The organism is Echinicola marina (genome assembly GCF_020463795.1).
In the GTDB taxonomy this organism is placed as follows: domain Bacteria; phylum Bacteroidota; class Bacteroidia; order Cytophagales; family Cyclobacteriaceae; genus Echinicola; species Echinicola marina.
Window position 1 is genome coordinate 3743050 of record NZ_CP080025.1, and the last position, 18181, is coordinate 3761230.

The following is an 18181-nucleotide window of genomic DNA, read 5'->3' on the forward strand; positions in this document are numbered from 1 at the left end:
TTATTGATAAAATAAAGACCTCGGTAAACTTATATAAATATTTTCTGTCTTTTGCTTTTAGGTAAATCGATAAAGGAATAAAAGACGCATGGGGAGCATTTGAATATATAAAATAATAGTATAAATTAGAAAGTGTTAATTACATGATATTCATCATATTAAAACATTTTTTAAGCGCGTACCTTTATTTCATATTGACCATTATAAACCCTGCTAACCATGAAAAGACACGCCCTAAATATTTCATGTTCAAAAATTTTGAATGATCAAAGAATTCCTGGCATCTATACTTGTGATGGAAAGAATATCAACCCTCCCTTGAAGACAGGCAATTTACCCAAAAAGACCAAATCCATAGCGGTGATTATGGAAGACAAAGAAATGTCCGCAGCAGGCTCTGTTCATTGGCTGGCCTATAATATTCCCGCCACGGGAATGATAAATGAAAATGAGCAAAACTGTTTATATGGCCTGAATGATTTCAACCAAAAATGTTATACAGGACCTTGTCCGGATCATGGTCTACATAAATACTTGTTTAGGGTTTATGCTTTGGATGATTTTTTATATTTCTACCACGAAAATGTTTCACGTCTGGACGTAGAAGAAGGCATTAGATATCATATTGTAGGCTATGGGGAACTGATAGGCTATTATAAAAGATCTAAGCAGTTTAATTTGGTAAAAATTGCCGGATAAATAACGTGTTTGTTCCAAAATCAGGATGAAATAGCTGAATAAAAGAACCAAGAACTATGACCTAAATTGTATGGTTCCGTGCACCATTACGGATACGAATATTAATTTAAAAGTAATAGTTGTGAAAAGAAAAAAGCCCAGATATGTTTTGCAATACTTTGCTTAACAGATATAAGAGGCTGTCTCATAAGTCCGTGCTGGATATATGATTTAACAGGATGATCAGGTTCAAAGCTTAGTCTCCATATCTAATGGGAGATACTACCAATTAATTGTCTTTCAATAAAGAGCAGTATTAGACTCCTTCTATGACCAAAATGATAAATGCTGGGACAGCCTCTTTTCAGCAATAATTATTTTTCACCGTTTTTAATGGCACTTACTTCATTCCTAACATCTTGAGCTAGGTTTTTGAGGTCTTGCATTCCTTTTCTGATTCTGGTTCCTGCGGCTTTGTTACCTTGCTCATAAAATTTCGTGAAATCTGCTTCTAAAGCTTCTACTAGTTCTTTTGCTTCTGAAAATCTGCTCATTTTTGTTGATATTTTTGGTTTTAAAATTCCAATATATTTAAAAAGTATTTCAATTTATAAATAATCTCAGGTAAAATTTTTTAATAACTACAAGTGAATGTGTTAAATATTATAATTCACAGGAAAAATATCATCTGTATTTCGATGATTATATCAATTTTTATTTCTCCATTTAATTAGCTCAAGATAAAGAAGAAATCAAAATTTCACATGATAGTTTTTTTTATAGCCTGGTCATTGGCAAAAGACTAAGGGCAGTTTATCGATCTTTATTTATTTCGTAACCATTTTTTCAATTCTATTATTTCTCGATGGCATGGTATATGAAACGATAGGAATAAAGATACTTATTAATAGGCTTTATCATAGGTATAAGGGCCTAAAGTGTCATTGAAAGTAATGTATAGATTGTCATCTGTAGAATAAACTGTGGTTTTAATCTACAATGTGAAAATAGAATTAGACAAGATGGCTTAAACATTAATTTTTATAATGATGAGAAGAAATAGCATATTTTCAGCGGGTTTATTCGTGTTTTATTTGTTGGGTACAACAAGCTGTATACCTGAATTTGATATTGATATTATCAATAATAAAGAGGAGAAAATCACCTGCAAGCTAGATGGAGCAGATTTTGCCGCTGATAACAATGAATCCATGCTTGATTTAGTGAAAGGAGAGCTTATAGAAAAGGAACAATATTTTCTTTTGACAGTTTATGGCGCTGAATTACAGGATAATGGTGGTGCCAAGGCTGTGGGATTTAAGATAGGTGGATCATCTATTGAAGAATTACAAGCAGGTAATGTTTATGATTCATGGGAAGAATTAGAAAGCAGTCCTGGGAATTTTGTAGGAGCCATGGGAGCAGTGGAAGAGCGTCCTTCTGTTCAGAGTGATGAAAGTATCTATAAAGCCGGTTCCAACCATACCAAGGAGATTACCTTGGAAATAACAGCAGTGGATCACGAAGCACAAACATTTTCAGGTATTTTTTCCTTTGAAGCATTAGATGATGAGAAAGGACTCCGTATCAGTGTGACCGAGGGAAAGTTTGAAGATGTTAAATGGAAAAAATAGTGAATCAATGGTCCAAGAATAAACCCTGAAAAAATCAGGTATCAATATTGTAATAGTTCAACCAAGTTTTATATAAATCAACTAAAATTTACAACTATGAGGCGTAAAAACACTTTTAAACATCTATTGATGGCATTTTCAATCACCACATTTGTGGCATCATGTTCACAAAATGATGAAATGCCTGACACACAAGAGAGCCAGGTGACTGTATCAGCCACCGTGGCCAACAGTTCAGATCCTAATGCTAGAATGACTAGTTTAGGTTATGGTAATTTGGTCATTTCAGACATTACCATGTCAGTGGATAGAGTACTTCTTAACCTGAGAGCAACTAGCGAAGACAGTAAAAAACCAACTATTGTCCATGTGAACAGTAATGGACAAAAAATCATCAAGTTAGTTGAAGACGGGGAGGTTATGGTAAGTCCTCTGGGAAGTGTGAGTGCTGCTAATGGTATCTATGGTAAACTTGATTTTGATCTAGTGAAAGCCATGAATGTACCTGAAGATGACGAAATGTATGGGAAATCGGTACTAGTTAAGGGGGATTGGTTTGATACACCTGCTACCATGTATATCGATTTGGAAGAGACCTTTAAGATTTTATATCCACAAGGTATAGAAGTAGATGGTGCCCAAGAAGTCGTATTTGGACTTTATCTAGACAAATTCTTTGAAGGAGTAGATCCAAGTATCATTTCAGATGGTGATGGCGATGGAACCATCGAAATTGGTCCTTATGGTGAAGATGGCAATGATGAAACATATGCTAGCTTTATGGCCAATATAGAATCAGCGCTATTCTTAAAGGACGGAGAATTTAAAAATTAATTATAGTAGTGCTTTTAGTTAATCACCAAGTATTTTTTGATGTAGATTTATCACGGAGGAGCCAGTTTGTACTGGCTCTTTTTTTTGTCTCAATGGGATGAATGACAAGACTGTTTATTATGTCTTTTAGGATTTTTTTCTTGATCCGCACCTACCTGTTTTCTTATTTAACAGGAAAAAACTGGGGAGTTTTATGGTACCATTTGTAAATATATTCCCCAATACAGCAGCTGTAATTCACAGAAATAAATGATTTATGCATCCTTTGGAATTGGAATTTATTCCTAAATTGCTTGTGAGCATGAAAAAGAGACCCAGCACCATTACCGATATTGCCAAAGCCCTAAATATTTCCGCTTCTACCGTTTCAAGGGCCCTGCATGATAATCCTTCCATAAGTTTAGAAACAAAAAACAAGGTGCTGTCATTGGCCAGAGAACTCAATTATCAACCGAATATGTTGGCTTTGAGTCTTTTGAAAAAGAAAACCAAAACCATAGGGGTGATTGTGCCAGAAATAACAAGCTATTTTTTTGCCATGGTGATCAACGGCGTACAGGATATGGTGGATGAGGCGGGTTATAAATTGATCATTAGCCAATCCAATGAATCTTTTGAAGAAGAGGAAAAACTGATAGAAACACTTTCCTTGGGCAGGGTAGATGGTTTTTTGATTTCTCCATCTTCCAAAACAATGAGTTACGGACATCTGGAAAAGCTACGTGCTTCGGGTATTCCCATAGTGGTTTTTGATAGGGATTGTCCCAATTTTGAAGCAGATAAGGTTTTGGTGGATGATTTTGATGGGGCTTATCAGGCGGTGGATTATTTGGTAAAAACAGGTTGTAGACGGCTTGCACACATTGCTGGTCCAGAGAGCTTGACCACGAGTCAACATAGAAAAGCAGGTTATTTAAAAGCCTTGGAGAGGAATAATTTGGATATTGAGGAAGAGCTTATCCAAACTGTGGGGGGATTTACCTCGGAATTTGGAGAGGAAGCAGCCAAAGCACTTTTGGATTTGCCCAATCCTCCCGATGCTATCTTTGCGATTAATGATGCAGTGGCCATTGGGGCCATGTCAGCGATTTTTGAGCGTGGACTTCGAATACCTGAGGACATTTCCATTGTTGGTTTTGATGATGAGCCCTATAGCAAATATTTTCATCCTTCACTCAGTTCCGTATGGCAACCGGTTTATGATCTAGGAATGCTTTCCTCAAAAATATTGATGAACCAGTTGGATAAGGAGGTGGAGGATAATGATTACCGTTATGAAATATTAAAGCCCGAATTGGTCATAAGGGAATCATCTAAACCCTTGCCAGATTTTTATAGGCTATAGATAGTTGCAGATAAAAGTGCAAGAGCAAAGAAAATATGGTTTTTTAAACTAATCTAGTAAAATTAATTTTGTGCAAACCTTTGCGTAATGATAAATTGTGTAACACTTTTATTTCAGGTCAAATTAATTGATTATTGGGATACATAAGTGTTTGGAGTCTATTTCAAAGTATCTCATTGGTTTCTTGATTGAACCAATTCCTCCTTTGTGATGGACAAATATTGATCATTGCTTTGTCATTTTAGGCCGAGCAATACACCCAAAATAAACCTGTTTGCCTCATGTTGACTTCTGTTTTATCATTTGTTGCCTTTACACTTTTTGTGGCATTTTATGCTTGGCGCAAGACCAGAAAAGAAAATTTGGATACGGAAGATGGCTATTTTCTAGGTGGAAGAAGCCTCACGGGAGTGGTCATAGCTGGTTCTATGATTATGACCAATATTTCCACCGAACATTTGGTAGGAATGAATGGCTCTTCTTATAGAAATGGTTTTGTGATCATTGCTTGGGAAGTTACTTCTGCATTGGCACTTATCGTTGCTGCAGTTTATTTTGTGCCTAAATACCTGAAAATGGGCTTGACCACTATTCCTCAATATTTGGAGTCCCGGTATGATGCAGGTACACGCTCAATGGTGGCTCTATTCTTATTGGTTTCTTTTGCTGTGACTTTGTTGCCCATTGTACTTTATACAGGAGCTATTAATTTAGAAAGTCTATTTAATGTGTCCGAAGTATTGGGAGTAAGCAGGGAAACAGGACTTTGGTATACCGTATTGGTTGTGGGAGGAATTGGTTCTATTTATGCGATTTTTGGTGGTTTAAAGGCTGTGGCAGTGTCTGATACCATTAATGGCTATGGTTTGCTGATTGCAGGATTGCTGGTGCCTTTGATTGCATTATTTATGATAGGTGATGGAAACCCCTTTAGTGGAATGGCAAAAGTGTTTGAAAATAGCCCGGAGAAGTTCAATGTCATTGGAGCAAAGGATTCTGTTTTGCCGTTTAGTACATTATTCACGGGATTGATCATCAATCAGCTGTATTTCTGGTGTATGAATCAAACTATCATACAGCGAGCTTTGGGGGCAAAAAACCTGAAGGAAGCACAAAAAGGACTATTGTACACAGGTGCTCTGAAGCTCCTGGTTCCTTTTATAATTGTTTTACCGGGTGTCATAGCTTATTACTATTTTGGAAACCAGTATTTTGATAGCCAGGATATGGTATATCCTGAATTGGTCAAAAAGGTTTTGCCAGTAGGCTTAACTGGAGTTTTTGCGGCAGTAATTATGGGAGCAGTGTTAAGTACATTCAATAGTGTACTGAACAGCGCATCAACGATATTCAGCATTGACATATATAAGCGGCTTATCAAACCTTCTGCCAGTCCACATAAATTGGTGCTTGCAGGTAAACTGTCCGCTACTTTTTTAGCAGTGACTTCTATAGTTGCTGCTCCTATGGTAGCCAATGCTCCAGAAGGTTTATTTCAGTTACTACAACAACTGAACGGAATATTCTTCATTCCTATTGCTTCGATTATGATTGCAGGGTTTTTTACCAAAAATATTACTGCAACTGCTGCCAAGGTGGCCTTGGTGACAGGCTTGATCTTTTATGTGTTAGCGACTTTTATATTGGATATTAATATTCACTTTGTACATGTTTGGGGAATTGAATTTCTATTGAACATGGGAATTATGTTCTTGATTTCCTATTTCTGGCCCAAGGCGGTAAAAGAAGTGACGGAAGATCGTGAAGGGGGAAATTTTTACAAATGGAAGTATGCTGGGATCGTGTCCATTAGTTTGGTGATCATTACCTTGACCATATATATATGGTTGGGAAATGTCTAGATTCTATTTGGTAAAGAAAGGGGTATTTTATGCCTTTTTTCGTTCTCTTATTTTTTGACTTTTTCAAGTTGTTTTGTGAGATTTTTTTTGTTTTTCATTAGTGTATCTTTCGATTGTTCAGGTTTAAGGTTGTTGGTTGGGTCATAGCTATAATTAGTGCTTTTTTGGGTCTTACGAAAGTCGCTACTTTATTTTCGGATGAGTTTTTTGACCATATATAATTGTTTAAAAATCCCTAAAAATTTCTTTTTCTAATCCGTGCAAACGTTTGCGCAAATATTTTTGTAAACGTCGATTTAACACTTTTTATTTACAGAATAACAATATTGTTAATATTTCAAATGCAGAATCAAATATTAATAATTACTATTAAAGTAGTTTAAAGTTTGTTTTTCCTGCTATGTGAATCGCATAGGGAAATTATCTGTTTCAATCCAAAATAACATTTTATGAACCAATTTTCACTCCAAAAAACCAAATGGCTAAATAAGTCCCTAAAGGGAATGATGATAGGTCATTTGAAGAAAGTCACAATGATGATTTTATTCGTCATTTGTGCAAAATTCAGTTTCGCACAGAGCAATATCACCGGCAAAGTAATTTCTGGAGAGGATGAACAACCGATCCCTGGCGTAACGGTATTGGTAAAGGGTACTGCTAATGGTACTGTAACGGATTTAGATGGTAACTATTCCATTAGTGTCCCAGATGCTTCTACTTCTGAGCTTTCATTTTCCTTTGTTGGCTATATCACCAAGTCGGTAGCCATCAATAATCAATCCCAGATTAATATCACTTTAGAACCAGATGTAGCCCAATTGGATGAGGTAGTTGTAGTGGGTTACGGTGAAACCAAAAAGAAAGATTTGACCGGCTCCGTTGTTTCTATGGGAAGTGAATCCATTAAGGAAACCAATAAGGTGAATGCCTTTCAGGCCATGCAAGGCCAAGTGGCCGGTGTCAATATTCAGGCAGCTGATAATAAGCCTGGAGGAGGTTTCAATGTGCGGATAAGAGGTTCCAATACCATTAACGCCAATGAAACAGTGGAGCAAGGAGGTTTTAACCCTGGTCAAAACCCTTTATTTGTCGTGGATGGAATATTTGTGAATGATATATCCTTTTTGAACCCAGCGGATATAGAAAGAATGGATGTACTGAAAGATGCTTCCGCCACAGCTATCTACGGTTCTAGAGGTAGTAATGGCGTGGTAATCATCGAAACTAAGAAGGGTAGTGAAGGTAAAATGACCGTTCAGTATGACAACTATATAGGGGTAAAACAAGCTTATAATATTCCAGATATGCTTCAGGGAGAAGAGTTTGTGGAATATTTCAAGGATGCCGTAGTTGGAAATTTCTATGCATCAGGAAATTTTGATGTGTCTAGGGATGATGTGGATTTGGCTGATTATATGCGCCCCAATGAACTGGAAAACATTGCCAATAATGATTATGTAAACTGGATAGATTTGGTCAAGCACAACGGGATGCAGCAAAACCATACACTCAGTTTAAATGGCGGTAACAGCAAAACGGTTTATGGGATTGGTGTGGCTTATACACAAGATGAAGGGACCTTTGAAGGGGAAGATTATGAGCGATATACGATTCGAGGTAATTTAAGTAGTAAATTATCTGATTATGTGAGTTTAAGCATGAGTAATTATGCTTCATTTTCCATCAGAAATGAGGGAAGCCGTGAAGGTCTAAGAAGTGCTTATCGACTTCGCCCTACAGGTAGTCCATATGATGAAAATGGAGACCCACAGTTTTTTCCATTGGAGGGCGAGACCTTTATTACCAATCCACTTTTTGAACCTGATAATATTACCAGAGAAACAAGGACCTTAAATTATTTGAGTAATCTTTCTTTGGCAGTGACCCCTGTCAAAAACCTTAAGATCAGCTCTAATTTCTCTCCAAATATAGAATTTAACCGCTACGGAGAATATCGGGGAAGATATGCCAAATCAACTAGTGGGAATATTGAAAACAGACGGGCGGATGTGACCAATGGCAATAGGATTTCTTATACATGGGACAATATTGTGAACTATAAATGGGAGGCCAGTGAAGATCACATCATCAATGCCACCTTTGTTTATTCCCTATTTATGGACCGGTATGAGAATTACAGGATGCAAAGAAGAAATTTCAATACGGACGATTATCTGTTTTATAATATTGATGCTGGTTCCGATATCCGAAATGTAGAAAGCGGTTTTTCAAAACAAACGCTTGAATCATATACTGGTAGGATTAATTATGCCTTTAGGGACAAATACCTATTGACCTTGACAGGGAGGTATGATGGATCTTCCATATTGGCAGAGGACAATAAGTGGGCATTCTTCCCTTCTGCCGCCTTTGCTTGGAGAGTGATTGATGAAGGGTTTATGGGACAACAAAACCTTTTTGATGAACTGAAATTACGCATCAGTTATGGGCAGACTGGAAATAATGGTGCTGGCGGAGGACTTAGGCCTTTAGGGTCCCAGTCATTGATCGGCAATGGTTTTACTAATTTGGGAGGGAATGTGACTCAAACAGCTTTTGTGAGCAGTTTAGCCAACCAAAATTTGACTTGGGAAAAGACCAAAGAAATCAACTTTGGCTTGGATTTCGGTTTCTTCAATAACAGGCTTTACGGGTCATTGGATATCTATAACAGGAAAAACACTGGTATTATCTTCTTTAGGCCTACGCCGACGGTAACAGGCTTCACTGGAGTGTTTGAAAATGTAGGTGAGGCGACCAATAAGGGAATTGAACTGGGATTAAATTCAGTGAATTTCGATGGAAAGGATTTTAAATGGACTACTTCCTTGAACTTTGCCATGAATAAAAATGAGGTGACCAAATTATACGGTGACTTGAATGAAATATTATTTGGTGTTCAGGCAGGTTCCTTTATTCATAGGGTAGGGGAGCCGGTAGGTTCTATTTATGCTTATAAATTTGATGGGATCTGGCAATTGGATGAAACCGAGGAGGCGCAAAGTTATGGGCAGCAGCCAGGCCAAGTAAAAGTAAAGGATATCAATAATGACGGTCAAATAGATGCCGATGACAGAACTGTACTTGGCGCAAATATGCCTGATTGGACTGGGGGGATCTCCAATACTTTCAACTACAAAAACTGGGACTTTACTTTTTTTGTAAGAACGAGTCAAGGAGCTATTTCGCCAAGTTATTTCCATATTTCCCATTCTGGTGGATTTGATGCTACACCTGCCAGGTTTAACAGTCTTAAGACTAATTATTGGACCCCAGACAATCCTTCAAATGAATGGTATCAGCCAAGCAATAATGGCCCCTTTGCAGAGGCATTGACCTATCACGATGTGTCTTTTGTAAAGGTAGGCTATATCACTTTGGGCTATAATTTTGATAATGCGGTTTTGGAGGCACTTAAAATCGGTAGTCTTAGGTTATACTTTACCGCTCAAAATCCATTCACTTTTACCCAATATGAAGGCTGGGATCCGGAAAATGCTGCCCGAAATAGTTGGGGATCAGCCTATATGTCCAGAATCCTTATGGGAGGTCTAAATGTTAAATTTTAATCTGAGATAATCATGAATAGATATAAGATATTATCCCTTTTTGCTGGTTTCACATTAGCTTTACAGTCATGCAGTAGCTTCTTAGATGAAGAAAACAGGGAATCACTTACTGATGAATTGTTATTTAAAGATCCTGCTTCTTTTAATCAATTAGTGGCAAATGGATATGATAAGCTAAGATTGGCCACCACCTTCTACGACCTTGATCACCAAGGTACAGATGTGTTTACCAGAGGAGATATTATCTCCGGAATCAGTGAATTGAACGATTATGTGAACCTTAGACCTGCCAATGGATCTGTTAGAACCTATTGGACCAATTATTATGCTGTTGTTGCCGCGGCCAATACAGCAATAGATCGAGCAGATGAAATAGAGGGACTATCACAATCTGCCAAAGACAGGGGAATAGGTGAAGCTAAGTTTTTGAGGGCATTTTCTTATTTTCATTTGGTAGAAAATTTTGGAGGTGTGCCTTTGGTCTTGAATGAAATAAGAAGTGCACAATCAGACTTTACCCGAGCTTCAGAGCAGGAAGTATATCTGCAAATCCTTCAGGATATTGAAGAAGCGCTTGGAGCAGTGGATGAAAGTACCGATGAATTTGGTCGTGTGACTAAAGATGCTGTGAGACACCTAAAAGCGAAGGTATTGCTTACCCAAGGATATAAAAGTTTCGGTGGTTCGCAGGATTTTGCAGAGGCTGCTTCCATCGCTGAAACGGTGATTGCTAACCATCCATTAGAAGAGACCTTCAGTTTGTTGATGGATGAGGAAAACCAGAGAAATGAAGAGGTCATTTTCTCTTTGCTATATGGAAGTAATCCTGTGTCAAGGGGATTAGGAAATAACAGGCACTTATTGTTTAAATTCAGTTATGATGTCTATCCTGGACAGACCCGTTCTACCTTGTACCACAGAGGGCTTGGAACGGCACCTACACCTTACTACTTCTCATTATTTGAAGAAGGAGATGAGAGAGAGTCTGCTACCATTAGAAGGTTGATGCTTGCTGAAGTGGATGGGCCTGATGGTGTAATACAGGCTGGTGATACCAGTATTTATTTTCCTAAAACTGCTTGGTCAGAAACAGTCATTGCCAGTAAAGATTATACTGTCATTAATCCTTCACTATATTTTGTTCCAGATGGTATTACCCAAGTGCATTACCCTATGTTTAAGAAATTTGATGACCCAGGTGTGCCTTATACCAATCCAGGTATCAATCCTGATGGGGAGCGCGATGCAATGATCATGCGTTCTGGAGAAACTAGGATTATTGCCGCGGAGGCTTACCTCCAGAGCGGAAATGTCGCAAAGGCAGCAGAGCATATCAATGCTTTGAGATTAAGAGCAGGCTTGGAGGAAATGGTTGAGACTGATGAAGTGGATATTGACCTTATAATGGACGAAAGTGCAAAGGAACTAGGAGGGGAAATCAGTAGATGGATGGAACTGAAAAGAAATGGGACGCTGATCGAAAGGGTTTTGGCCCATAACCCCCATGCGGCATTAAACAATGCCATCAAACCATATCACCTTTTAAGGCCTATTCCGCAAAGCGAAGTAGATGTTAGTGGCGGTAGTATTTCGCAAAACGAAGAATATAATTAAGATTGGGGTTTATAAACTAGGAACTTTTTTCTTTTGGAAAAAAGTTCCTTTCGTATTTTACATTCAATCTTTATAGTTTAATCATCGTATTTTAGAAAGAAGCAAAATGAACAATATAACCCGAAAAACATTTTTGAAACAATCTTTTGGAATTGGGACTGCATTGTACTTCATGCCAGGCATGAGTATTCCAGGCTTTTCCAAAGCAAGGAATTTAAATAGTGCTGCATTAATGGATGAGATGATCAAAGCCAATGATGATCATGTTCATGCGCTGTTGACAAAGGGAGAGGCAGCCAACCGTCATGGAGGAAGAAGCAATGGATATAATTTTGCCAAATTTTCAGCAGCTTACTGTTGTAAGGATTCTAAGTTCTATGAGGATAAGGATGTTATCTCAGCATTGTTGGAAACTACAGATAAACTGATTGCAAGTCAAAGGCCTGATGGTACCATCAATGCGGGAAACTTGGAATCCCCGCCAGATACAGGATTTATCATGAAGCCACTTTGTTCTGGGGTATATATTTTAAATCAAAAGAAGGATAAAGCCCTGGATGAGGTAAAAGCAAAAATTAAAACATTTATTCAAGATGCTGGTGAAGCGCTTGTAGTGGGAGGGATACATACGCCCAACCACAGATGGGTAGTTTGTCAGGTTTTGGCGATGATCCATAGGCTGTATCCTGACCAAAGGTATATAGACCGGATTGATGACTGGTTGGACGAAGGGATTTATATGGATGAAGATGGGCATTATCCTGAACGCAGCATGAATTATTCCGATGTGGAGAATAGTGCCTTTTTAACCCTGGGAAGGATTTTGGATAGACCCGAGCTTTATGAAGCACCAAGAAAGAGCTTGGAAATGACCTATTATTATATGGAACCAAATGGAGATTTGGTCACCACTGATTCGAGAAGACAGGATCAATATTCCCATAGAAGTATAATCGTACAGTATCTTCATTACCGGCATTTGGCGATTTTGGACCAAGACGGAAAGTTTGCGAAGATTGTTAAAATGATTGAGGGCTTTCCGGGCTTTGAGGAATTGATCATTGAGGAGGAGCTTTACAGCTTTATGGATAATGAGTTACTTCAGGAAAAGCTACCCCAGTTAGAATCGGTTCCCACCAATTTTGAGAAGCTTTTCAAAACCAGCAGCCTGGCAAGGATACGCAGAGAAGACACCACTGCCACTATTTTTGGAGGGGTAGACTGGCCACTGATCATTGCATCTGGGAGATCTGTTAGCCCAAATTTTTTTAGTTATAGAAAGGGAAAAGCCATACTATGGTATATGCGCATGTCTGCCAATTTCTTCAGTATGGGACATTTTAGAAGTGAAGGTTTAAGAAAAGAAGGTAATAAATATATCCTTCATAAAAAGTTGGATGTGCCTTATTACCAACCATTGCCCAAGGAAGAAAGGAATAAGGAAGGAGATTATGCACATACGCCAAGTACTAATGACAGATTTTGGAGCAAAATGGCTTTTGATAAAAGACCTGTGAGCAATGTGAAAACATTAGAAAGTACGGTGACCATTGAGGAAAATGCTGGCAAAGTGGATGTTCATTTTGATGTCGGGGGACTAGAAGGAGTAACTGTTACGATCGAATTGTGTTTTGATGAGCATGGCCAATTAAAAGGAGTAGAAAAAACAGCAGATGGGGAAAACTATTTTCTTCCCAATGGAAGTGGAAGTTTTGAAAATGGTGGGGATAAAATCACATTTGGTCCTGGGGTGAAAATGCATGAAAGAATTAGGAATTTGGATGGTGAAAAGTACAGTGTACATTTCGGAACTTTAAGAACTGAAGGAAATCATGTGTATCTTACAGGCATAACACCATTTACTCATACTTTAACCTTTGAATAAAATTTATGAATCAAACTAAGCAAGTATTACTTTTCGGAATGGGCGCTTTGCTGTTTTCTTGTCAGCAAAATCAAGAAAAACTTAGGCAATTATCAGTAGAAAATCTATCAAATATTGACTTGACAGAGAAGTCAATAAAAGTTTCTTTGGAAGAATTGGGTGAGGAGGGGCTTTCCAATCAATTTCCAAGGCTCAGCGATGAGCGGGGGCAAATTGTCCCTAGCCAATTAATTGATAATGATGGAGATGGGAATTTGGATGAGCTATTTTTTTTAATTGACCTTAAGTCAGGAGAAAAGAAGCAATTAGGACTTGATTGGGCAGAAAGTCCAGCAGAAATAGACCAGCGTACTTATGTTCGATTTGGTGTTCGACCCTCAGTCAACGATACCGTGAGACCTGCAAAGACAGACACCTTTTACCCAGATATGTTGCCCGGAGTGATGGGATATCAACCTTATCAAACGGATGGCCCTTCATGGGAAAATGATAAAGTAGGATTTAGACATTATTTGGATGGAAGAAACTCAAAGGACGTTTTTGGCAAAAAGATCAAAGAAATGTCTCCGGTTAATGTAGGGATCAATGAAGAAGGAGTAACAGAGGATAATTACCATGTGATGGAAGATTGGGGCAGGGATATTTTATCTGTTGAAAAATCCCTTGGTTTGGGAGGATATTCTTTGAAGGTAGGAGAAGATCTGCTCAGACTGGGAGTTACCCAACAGGACAGTCTCAATAATGTATCTGAAACCACCTTTAGTGTAAAAGAAAGTGGACCGCTTTTTTCCCTCATGCACTATGATTACAAAGACTGGAAACCTGAAGGAACTGACCGGAATTATCAGGTTCATGAGGAGACAGAAATTTGGCCGGGAATGTATGCTTTTAAGAATACTTTCACAATGACAGGATTGCAAGGTGATGAAGAGGCCATTATTGGCTTGGTCAATAACCAGACAGATAAGGAATTGGGGATTTTAGAAGTGGGAGACTTTGTGGTGCTATTTACCCATGATAAGCAGACCTATGATAAAGTCTGGTATATGGGCTTGGGACTGATACTTCCTAAGAATGTTTATTTGGGATGGATGGAAGCTCCTTCAACTGGGCAAATCACCGATACATTCCTAGCGAGAATGAAGGTCGAAAACAATAAGCCGATTAGTTATTATGCAGTAGCCTCGTGGGAATTATCAGATTCAGGGTTTACTGAGCAAGGTTATTTTAAAGAATATATTTTAGGGTTGGCAAAACAACTGGATGCAAAAGTGAAGGTAGAGGTCCAAAAATAGGAAAATCTAGTCTTGTCCTCTTGCATCTTCAAGGCACCTGTCTTGATTCATTTAGATTAGAAAAAATAAAACATGAAATATATAAAGTACTTTAAGCATAGTGTAAGCTTATGGATGATTAGAAAAGTCTTTCTTGTATGGCTGGTAGTTGTGCTTTCTGTTATCAAGCTGTCTGCGCAAGAGAAAATCACCGATACCAATACCCCATTACACCTAATAAAACCGGATTATCCTGTTCCTTATGGTCAGGTTGGTCAAGAAGAAACAGAACGGACTTTGAGCAGGGTTTATGAGTATTTGAACAAAGTGACACCTGCAAAACTGGTAGAAGGCGAAGGGTTGACTCCTGTTCAAAACATTTCTAAGGCAAACGGTGATGTTCGATTGGCTCAAGGAGATTTTAGGTTGTTAAGTTATGAATGGGGGGTGACTTATGCTGGTATGTTATCTGCGGCTGAGGCTACAGGAGATGCCAAGTTTAGAGATTATACCTTTGACCGTTTGGAATTTTTAAACACTTTATTTAATCATTACGCTAAGAAATCCCTATCAGCTGAAAATTCCAGTCCTATTGATAGGGTCTTGCATCCCCATGCTTTAGATGATGCAGGAGCCCTTTGTGCCGCCATTATCAAGGCCAGAAATGCAGGCTTGGATGAGGATGTCACGGCCATGGTAGATAATTTCATCGGTTTTATCATGAATAGGCAGTACCGCTTGGAAGATGGTACTTTGGCGAGGAACAGACCATTGAAAAACACATTATGGTTGGATGACTTGTTTATGAGTGTTCCTGCACTAGCGCAGATGGGGAAGGCAACTGGTGATAGAAAATATTTTGATGAGGCGACCAAGCAGGTGGAGTTGTTTAGGGAACGGATGTTCAATAAGGACAAAGGTATTTATATGCATGGCTGGGTGGAAGGAGCAGAAAATTTCCCTCAGTTTCATTGGGGAAGGGCCAATGGTTGGGCATTCATGACGCTAGTGGAATTACTGGATGTTTTACCGATGGATCACCCTAAATATGATAAAATGATGAGCTATTTTTTGGCTCATGCTAAGGGCTTGGCACAATACCAGTCAGGAGCTGGCTTTTGGCATCAATTGATAGACAGACCAGATAGTTATTTAGAAACTTCGGCCACGGCCATATATGCCTATTGTTATGCAAAAGCGATCAATCATGGGTGGTTGGACCATAGGGTGTTCGGTCCATTGACCGTATTGGCTTGGACAGCTGTATCTACTAAAGTTAATGATATTGGTCAAATAGAAGGAACTTGCGTGGGAACGGGCATGGGATTTGACCCCGGATTTTATTATTACAGGCCTGTAAATGTCTATGCTGCCCATGGATATGGCCCTGTACTATTGGCAGGAGCCGAAATCATCAAAATGCTAAAAAACACGCCTTACCAGATAGAAGAAACCGCTATACAATTTACAGAATAAATTTTCTCCTACATTTAAATGTTTATGATCACTGGAAGGTCCGGATATCATATGGGGCCTTTTTAAAAATGATGTAAAAACTTGATTTTTGACTTATTACTATGATTTGATGCTAATATGTCGAAATAATAATTTGTTTAAATTATTAAGACCAATTATGGAGCGTATGTGCAAACCTTTGCATAAATAGATTTGTGTAGCATATATTTTAAGTATTTCTTTGGAGTATATATCGAGCAAGAGTAGCGGACTAAACGCTGCAATTTTACTAGCCTATAAAAGCAATTGTAATTATATGGGTATTTGTAAAAGATATAGAAAGGATAAAATTGAAATTGGGGTTTATAGACGGGGATCTTTTCTCTTATAGAGGAAAGATCCTTTTTTTATTCTAGATTAATCGGATCAGTCCTAAAAGTGGATCAGGCAATATTTTCTGGGGGTGAATAATTTCAAACTTAAATTTTGTCTCCCCTTGCCAGATTAAGCGTAGTTTAAGTCACAGGCCTGCCTAGACAGTCAATTGCGTAAAAGTATGAACTCAGATGTATTATAAATAATCTGATTATCCGCAATGATGCCAGTAACCTTAAATCCTTTGCTTAAGTGGTTGGGAGTTTGAAGACTGAAGACCGAAGGAGTTGATATTTTAATTAAAACGAACATTTCGATTCGCTTTTAACTTTTACTGGTGCAATTGCGGATATACATAATAAATAAATATCCGTGTTCATCTTTATCCATCTGTGGTTAATAAATAGCGCACATCAAAGCTAAAATAGACTGTTTTTCCCTAGTTTTTCGGCTTGGCCCAACTTTGCCCCAAACTAATACCAAAGTAATACCAAAGCTGGGGCAAAGCTATATCAAAGCTGGGGCAAAGCTGGGTTTAGCCCTCTTTTTTGTTCATAAACTCCCTTTCTGGTCCAGCTTTGCAAGCTGGATCCATAAATAAATGGCATTTAATAACTAGCGCATATCAAAGCCAAAATAGATAGTTTTCCCCCAGCTTTTCGACTTGGTCTAATTAATCTTGTCTAAAGTTGGATACAGTTTGAAATTCAAGTAAGATCATTTGTTTTTCATGCCCAGATCGTAGATTTCCTGAATCTCCTTGAGTTTCTCAAAAAAATCGATCTTTAAATCAATTAGGTTACCGGTATGTATATCGAATACCCATCCATGAACAGTAGGAAATCCTCTGTTGAGATAATGTCTCTGAACACAGGCCATTTTGATTACATTCAGGCACTGTTCTTCGACATTGATTTCTACTAAACGGTTATATTTTTCGGTTTGATCCTTTATTGAATTAAGCTCATTCCTGTGCATGCGGTACACATCTCGGATATTTCTCAACCACGGATTTAACAAGCCCAAATCTTTGGACTCCATGGCGGCCTTGACCCCTCCGCAGGAATAATGCCCACACACCACTATATGTTTGACTTCAAGGTGCGTCACCGCATATTCAATGACGGAAGCAGAACTGCTGTCATTATTAGGGACCAGGTTAGCTATATTCCTGTGAACAAACATTTGGCCGGGTTGGATTCCGGTCATTTCCTCAGCCGTAACCCGACTGTCGCTACAGCCTATATATAATAATTCAGGGGATTGTCCTTTGGCTAGATGTTCGAAAAATGCTTCCTCAGTGGCTTTTTTGCTATTGATCCATTCCTGATTATTTCTGAAAATCTGATGGTATAAGTTCATGGGGACTGGGCTTGCTTCGACAAAATTTTCTTTGAAGATATACTAAATTATTAATATCAAAGATCATTAGTTTGGTTTTATGTAGATCAAGAGTCAAATAATTACTTGAATGCATCTCAAAATATAATTTAGTCAATGCATTATTTTCTGAAATGCCTTTTGATCAATTAGGAAGTATTGATTTTTGCCTAATTTTTTCAATGAATCTAAAATCATCAAAACCGATTGATATATAGGTTGTTATCTATAGGGTATATGGGGTTGAAGACTTTCATTGTTTGATAAAGTTGAAAT

Annotated in this window: 12 protein-coding genes; 10 read left to right on the forward strand and 2 right to left on the reverse strand. The window is 38.1% G+C overall.

Annotated features, from left to right (window positions below; genetic code table 11):
* Positions 1 to 219: 219 nt before the first annotated feature.
* Entirely contained in the window at positions 220 to 699 is a 480-nt protein-coding gene (locus tag KZP23_RS15150; protein ID WP_226332631.1) for a YbhB/YbcL family Raf kinase inhibitor-like protein, read from the forward strand.
* Between the two features lie 353 nt (positions 700 to 1052).
* Here KZP23_RS15150 and KZP23_RS15155 read toward each other — a convergent pair whose 3' ends face one another.
* Complete coding sequence (locus KZP23_RS15155) at positions 1053 to 1232, reverse strand: histone H1 (RefSeq protein ID WP_226332632.1); 180 nt, start codon at positions 1230 to 1232, stop codon at positions 1053 to 1055.
* A 492-nt stretch (positions 1233 to 1724) separates the two neighbouring features.
* Here KZP23_RS15155 and KZP23_RS15160 point away from each other — a divergent pair, with 492 nt between their 5' ends.
* The 9 genes from KZP23_RS15160 to KZP23_RS15200 all read left to right on the forward strand — a co-directional run bounded on the left by KZP23_RS15160 (position 1725) and on the right by KZP23_RS15200 (position 16171).
* Positions 1725 to 2312 (forward strand): hypothetical protein, encoded by a 588-nt coding sequence (locus KZP23_RS15160; RefSeq protein WP_226332633.1) that lies wholly within the window; start codon positions 1725 to 1727, stop codon positions 2310 to 2312.
* A gap of 129 nt (positions 2313 to 2441) precedes the next feature.
* Positions 2442 to 3146, forward strand: coding sequence for a hypothetical protein (locus KZP23_RS15165; protein ID WP_226332634.1), 705 nt, complete (start codon positions 2442 to 2444; stop codon positions 3144 to 3146).
* Positions 3147 to 3447: 301 nt separating this feature from the next.
* Entirely contained in the window at positions 3448 to 4491 is a 1044-nt protein-coding gene (locus KZP23_RS15170; protein ID WP_226332635.1) for a LacI family DNA-binding transcriptional regulator, read from the forward strand.
* 281 nt (positions 4492 to 4772) lie between these two features.
* The gene (locus KZP23_RS15175; RefSeq protein WP_226332636.1) at positions 4773 to 6353 is read left to right on the forward strand and encodes a solute:sodium symporter family transporter; all 1581 of its coding nucleotides are present in this window, start codon (positions 4773 to 4775) and stop codon (positions 6351 to 6353) included.
* Positions 6354 to 6802: 449 nt separating this feature from the next.
* Entirely contained in the window at positions 6803 to 9922 is a 3120-nt protein-coding gene (locus tag KZP23_RS15180; protein WP_226332637.1) for a SusC/RagA family TonB-linked outer membrane protein, read from the forward strand.
* A gap of 12 nt (positions 9923 to 9934) precedes the next feature.
* The gene (locus KZP23_RS15185; RefSeq protein WP_226332638.1) at positions 9935 to 11536 is read left to right on the forward strand and encodes a RagB/SusD family nutrient uptake outer membrane protein; all 1602 of its coding nucleotides are present in this window, start codon (positions 9935 to 9937) and stop codon (positions 11534 to 11536) included.
* 106 nt (positions 11537 to 11642) lie between these two features.
* Positions 11643 to 13421, forward strand: coding sequence for a hypothetical protein (locus tag KZP23_RS15190; RefSeq protein ID WP_226332639.1), 1779 nt, complete (start codon positions 11643 to 11645; stop codon positions 13419 to 13421).
* Positions 13422 to 13426: 5 nt separating this feature from the next.
* Entirely contained in the window at positions 13427 to 14716 is a 1290-nt protein-coding gene (locus tag KZP23_RS15195) for a DUF4861 domain-containing protein (protein ID WP_226332640.1), read from the forward strand.
* Positions 14717 to 14788: 72 nt separating this feature from the next.
* A complete protein-coding gene (locus KZP23_RS15200; RefSeq protein WP_226332641.1) occupies positions 14789 to 16171 on the forward strand; it encodes a glycoside hydrolase family 88/105 protein in 1383 nt (460 codons plus the stop codon).
* Between the two features lie 1071 nt (positions 16172 to 17242).
* Here the strand turns inward: KZP23_RS15200 and KZP23_RS15205 are convergent.
* Positions 17243 to 17887, reverse strand: coding sequence for a carbonic anhydrase (locus KZP23_RS15205; RefSeq protein WP_226332642.1), 645 nt, complete (start codon positions 17885 to 17887; stop codon positions 17243 to 17245).
* Between the last annotated feature and the right edge of the window lie 294 nt (positions 17888 to 18181).

Bases quoted from the DNA above. Each gene is read 5' to 3' on its own strand.
- KZP23_RS15150 (WP_226332631.1), top strand. From the start codon at position 220: ATGAAAAGACACGCCCTAAATATTTCATGTTCAAAAATTTTGAATGAT.
- KZP23_RS15155 (WP_226332632.1), bottom strand. From the start codon at position 1,232: ATGAGCAGATTTTCAGAAGCAAAAGAACTAGTAGAAGCTTTAGAAGCA.
- KZP23_RS15160 (WP_226332633.1), top strand. From the start codon at position 1,725: ATGATGAGAAGAAATAGCATATTTTCAGCGGGTTTATTCGTGTTTTAT.
- KZP23_RS15165 (WP_226332634.1), top strand. From the start codon at position 2,442: ATGGCATTTTCAATCACCACATTTGTGGCATCATGTTCACAAAATGAT.
- KZP23_RS15170 (WP_226332635.1), top strand. From the start codon at position 3,448: ATGAAAAAGAGACCCAGCACCATTACCGATATTGCCAAAGCCCTAAAT.
- KZP23_RS15175 (WP_226332636.1), top strand. From the start codon at position 4,773: ATGTTGACTTCTGTTTTATCATTTGTTGCCTTTACACTTTTTGTGGCA.
- KZP23_RS15180 (WP_226332637.1), top strand. From the start codon at position 6,803: ATGAACCAATTTTCACTCCAAAAAACCAAATGGCTAAATAAGTCCCTA.
- KZP23_RS15185 (WP_226332638.1), top strand. From the start codon at position 9,935: ATGAATAGATATAAGATATTATCCCTTTTTGCTGGTTTCACATTAGCT.
- KZP23_RS15190 (WP_226332639.1), top strand. From the start codon at position 11,643: ATGAACAATATAACCCGAAAAACATTTTTGAAACAATCTTTTGGAATT.
- KZP23_RS15195 (WP_226332640.1), top strand. From the start codon at position 13,427: ATGAATCAAACTAAGCAAGTATTACTTTTCGGAATGGGCGCTTTGCTG.
- KZP23_RS15200 (WP_226332641.1), top strand. From the start codon at position 14,789: ATGAAATATATAAAGTACTTTAAGCATAGTGTAAGCTTATGGATGATT.
- KZP23_RS15205 (WP_226332642.1), bottom strand. From the start codon at position 17,887: ATGAACTTATACCATCAGATTTTCAGAAATAATCAGGAATGGATCAAT.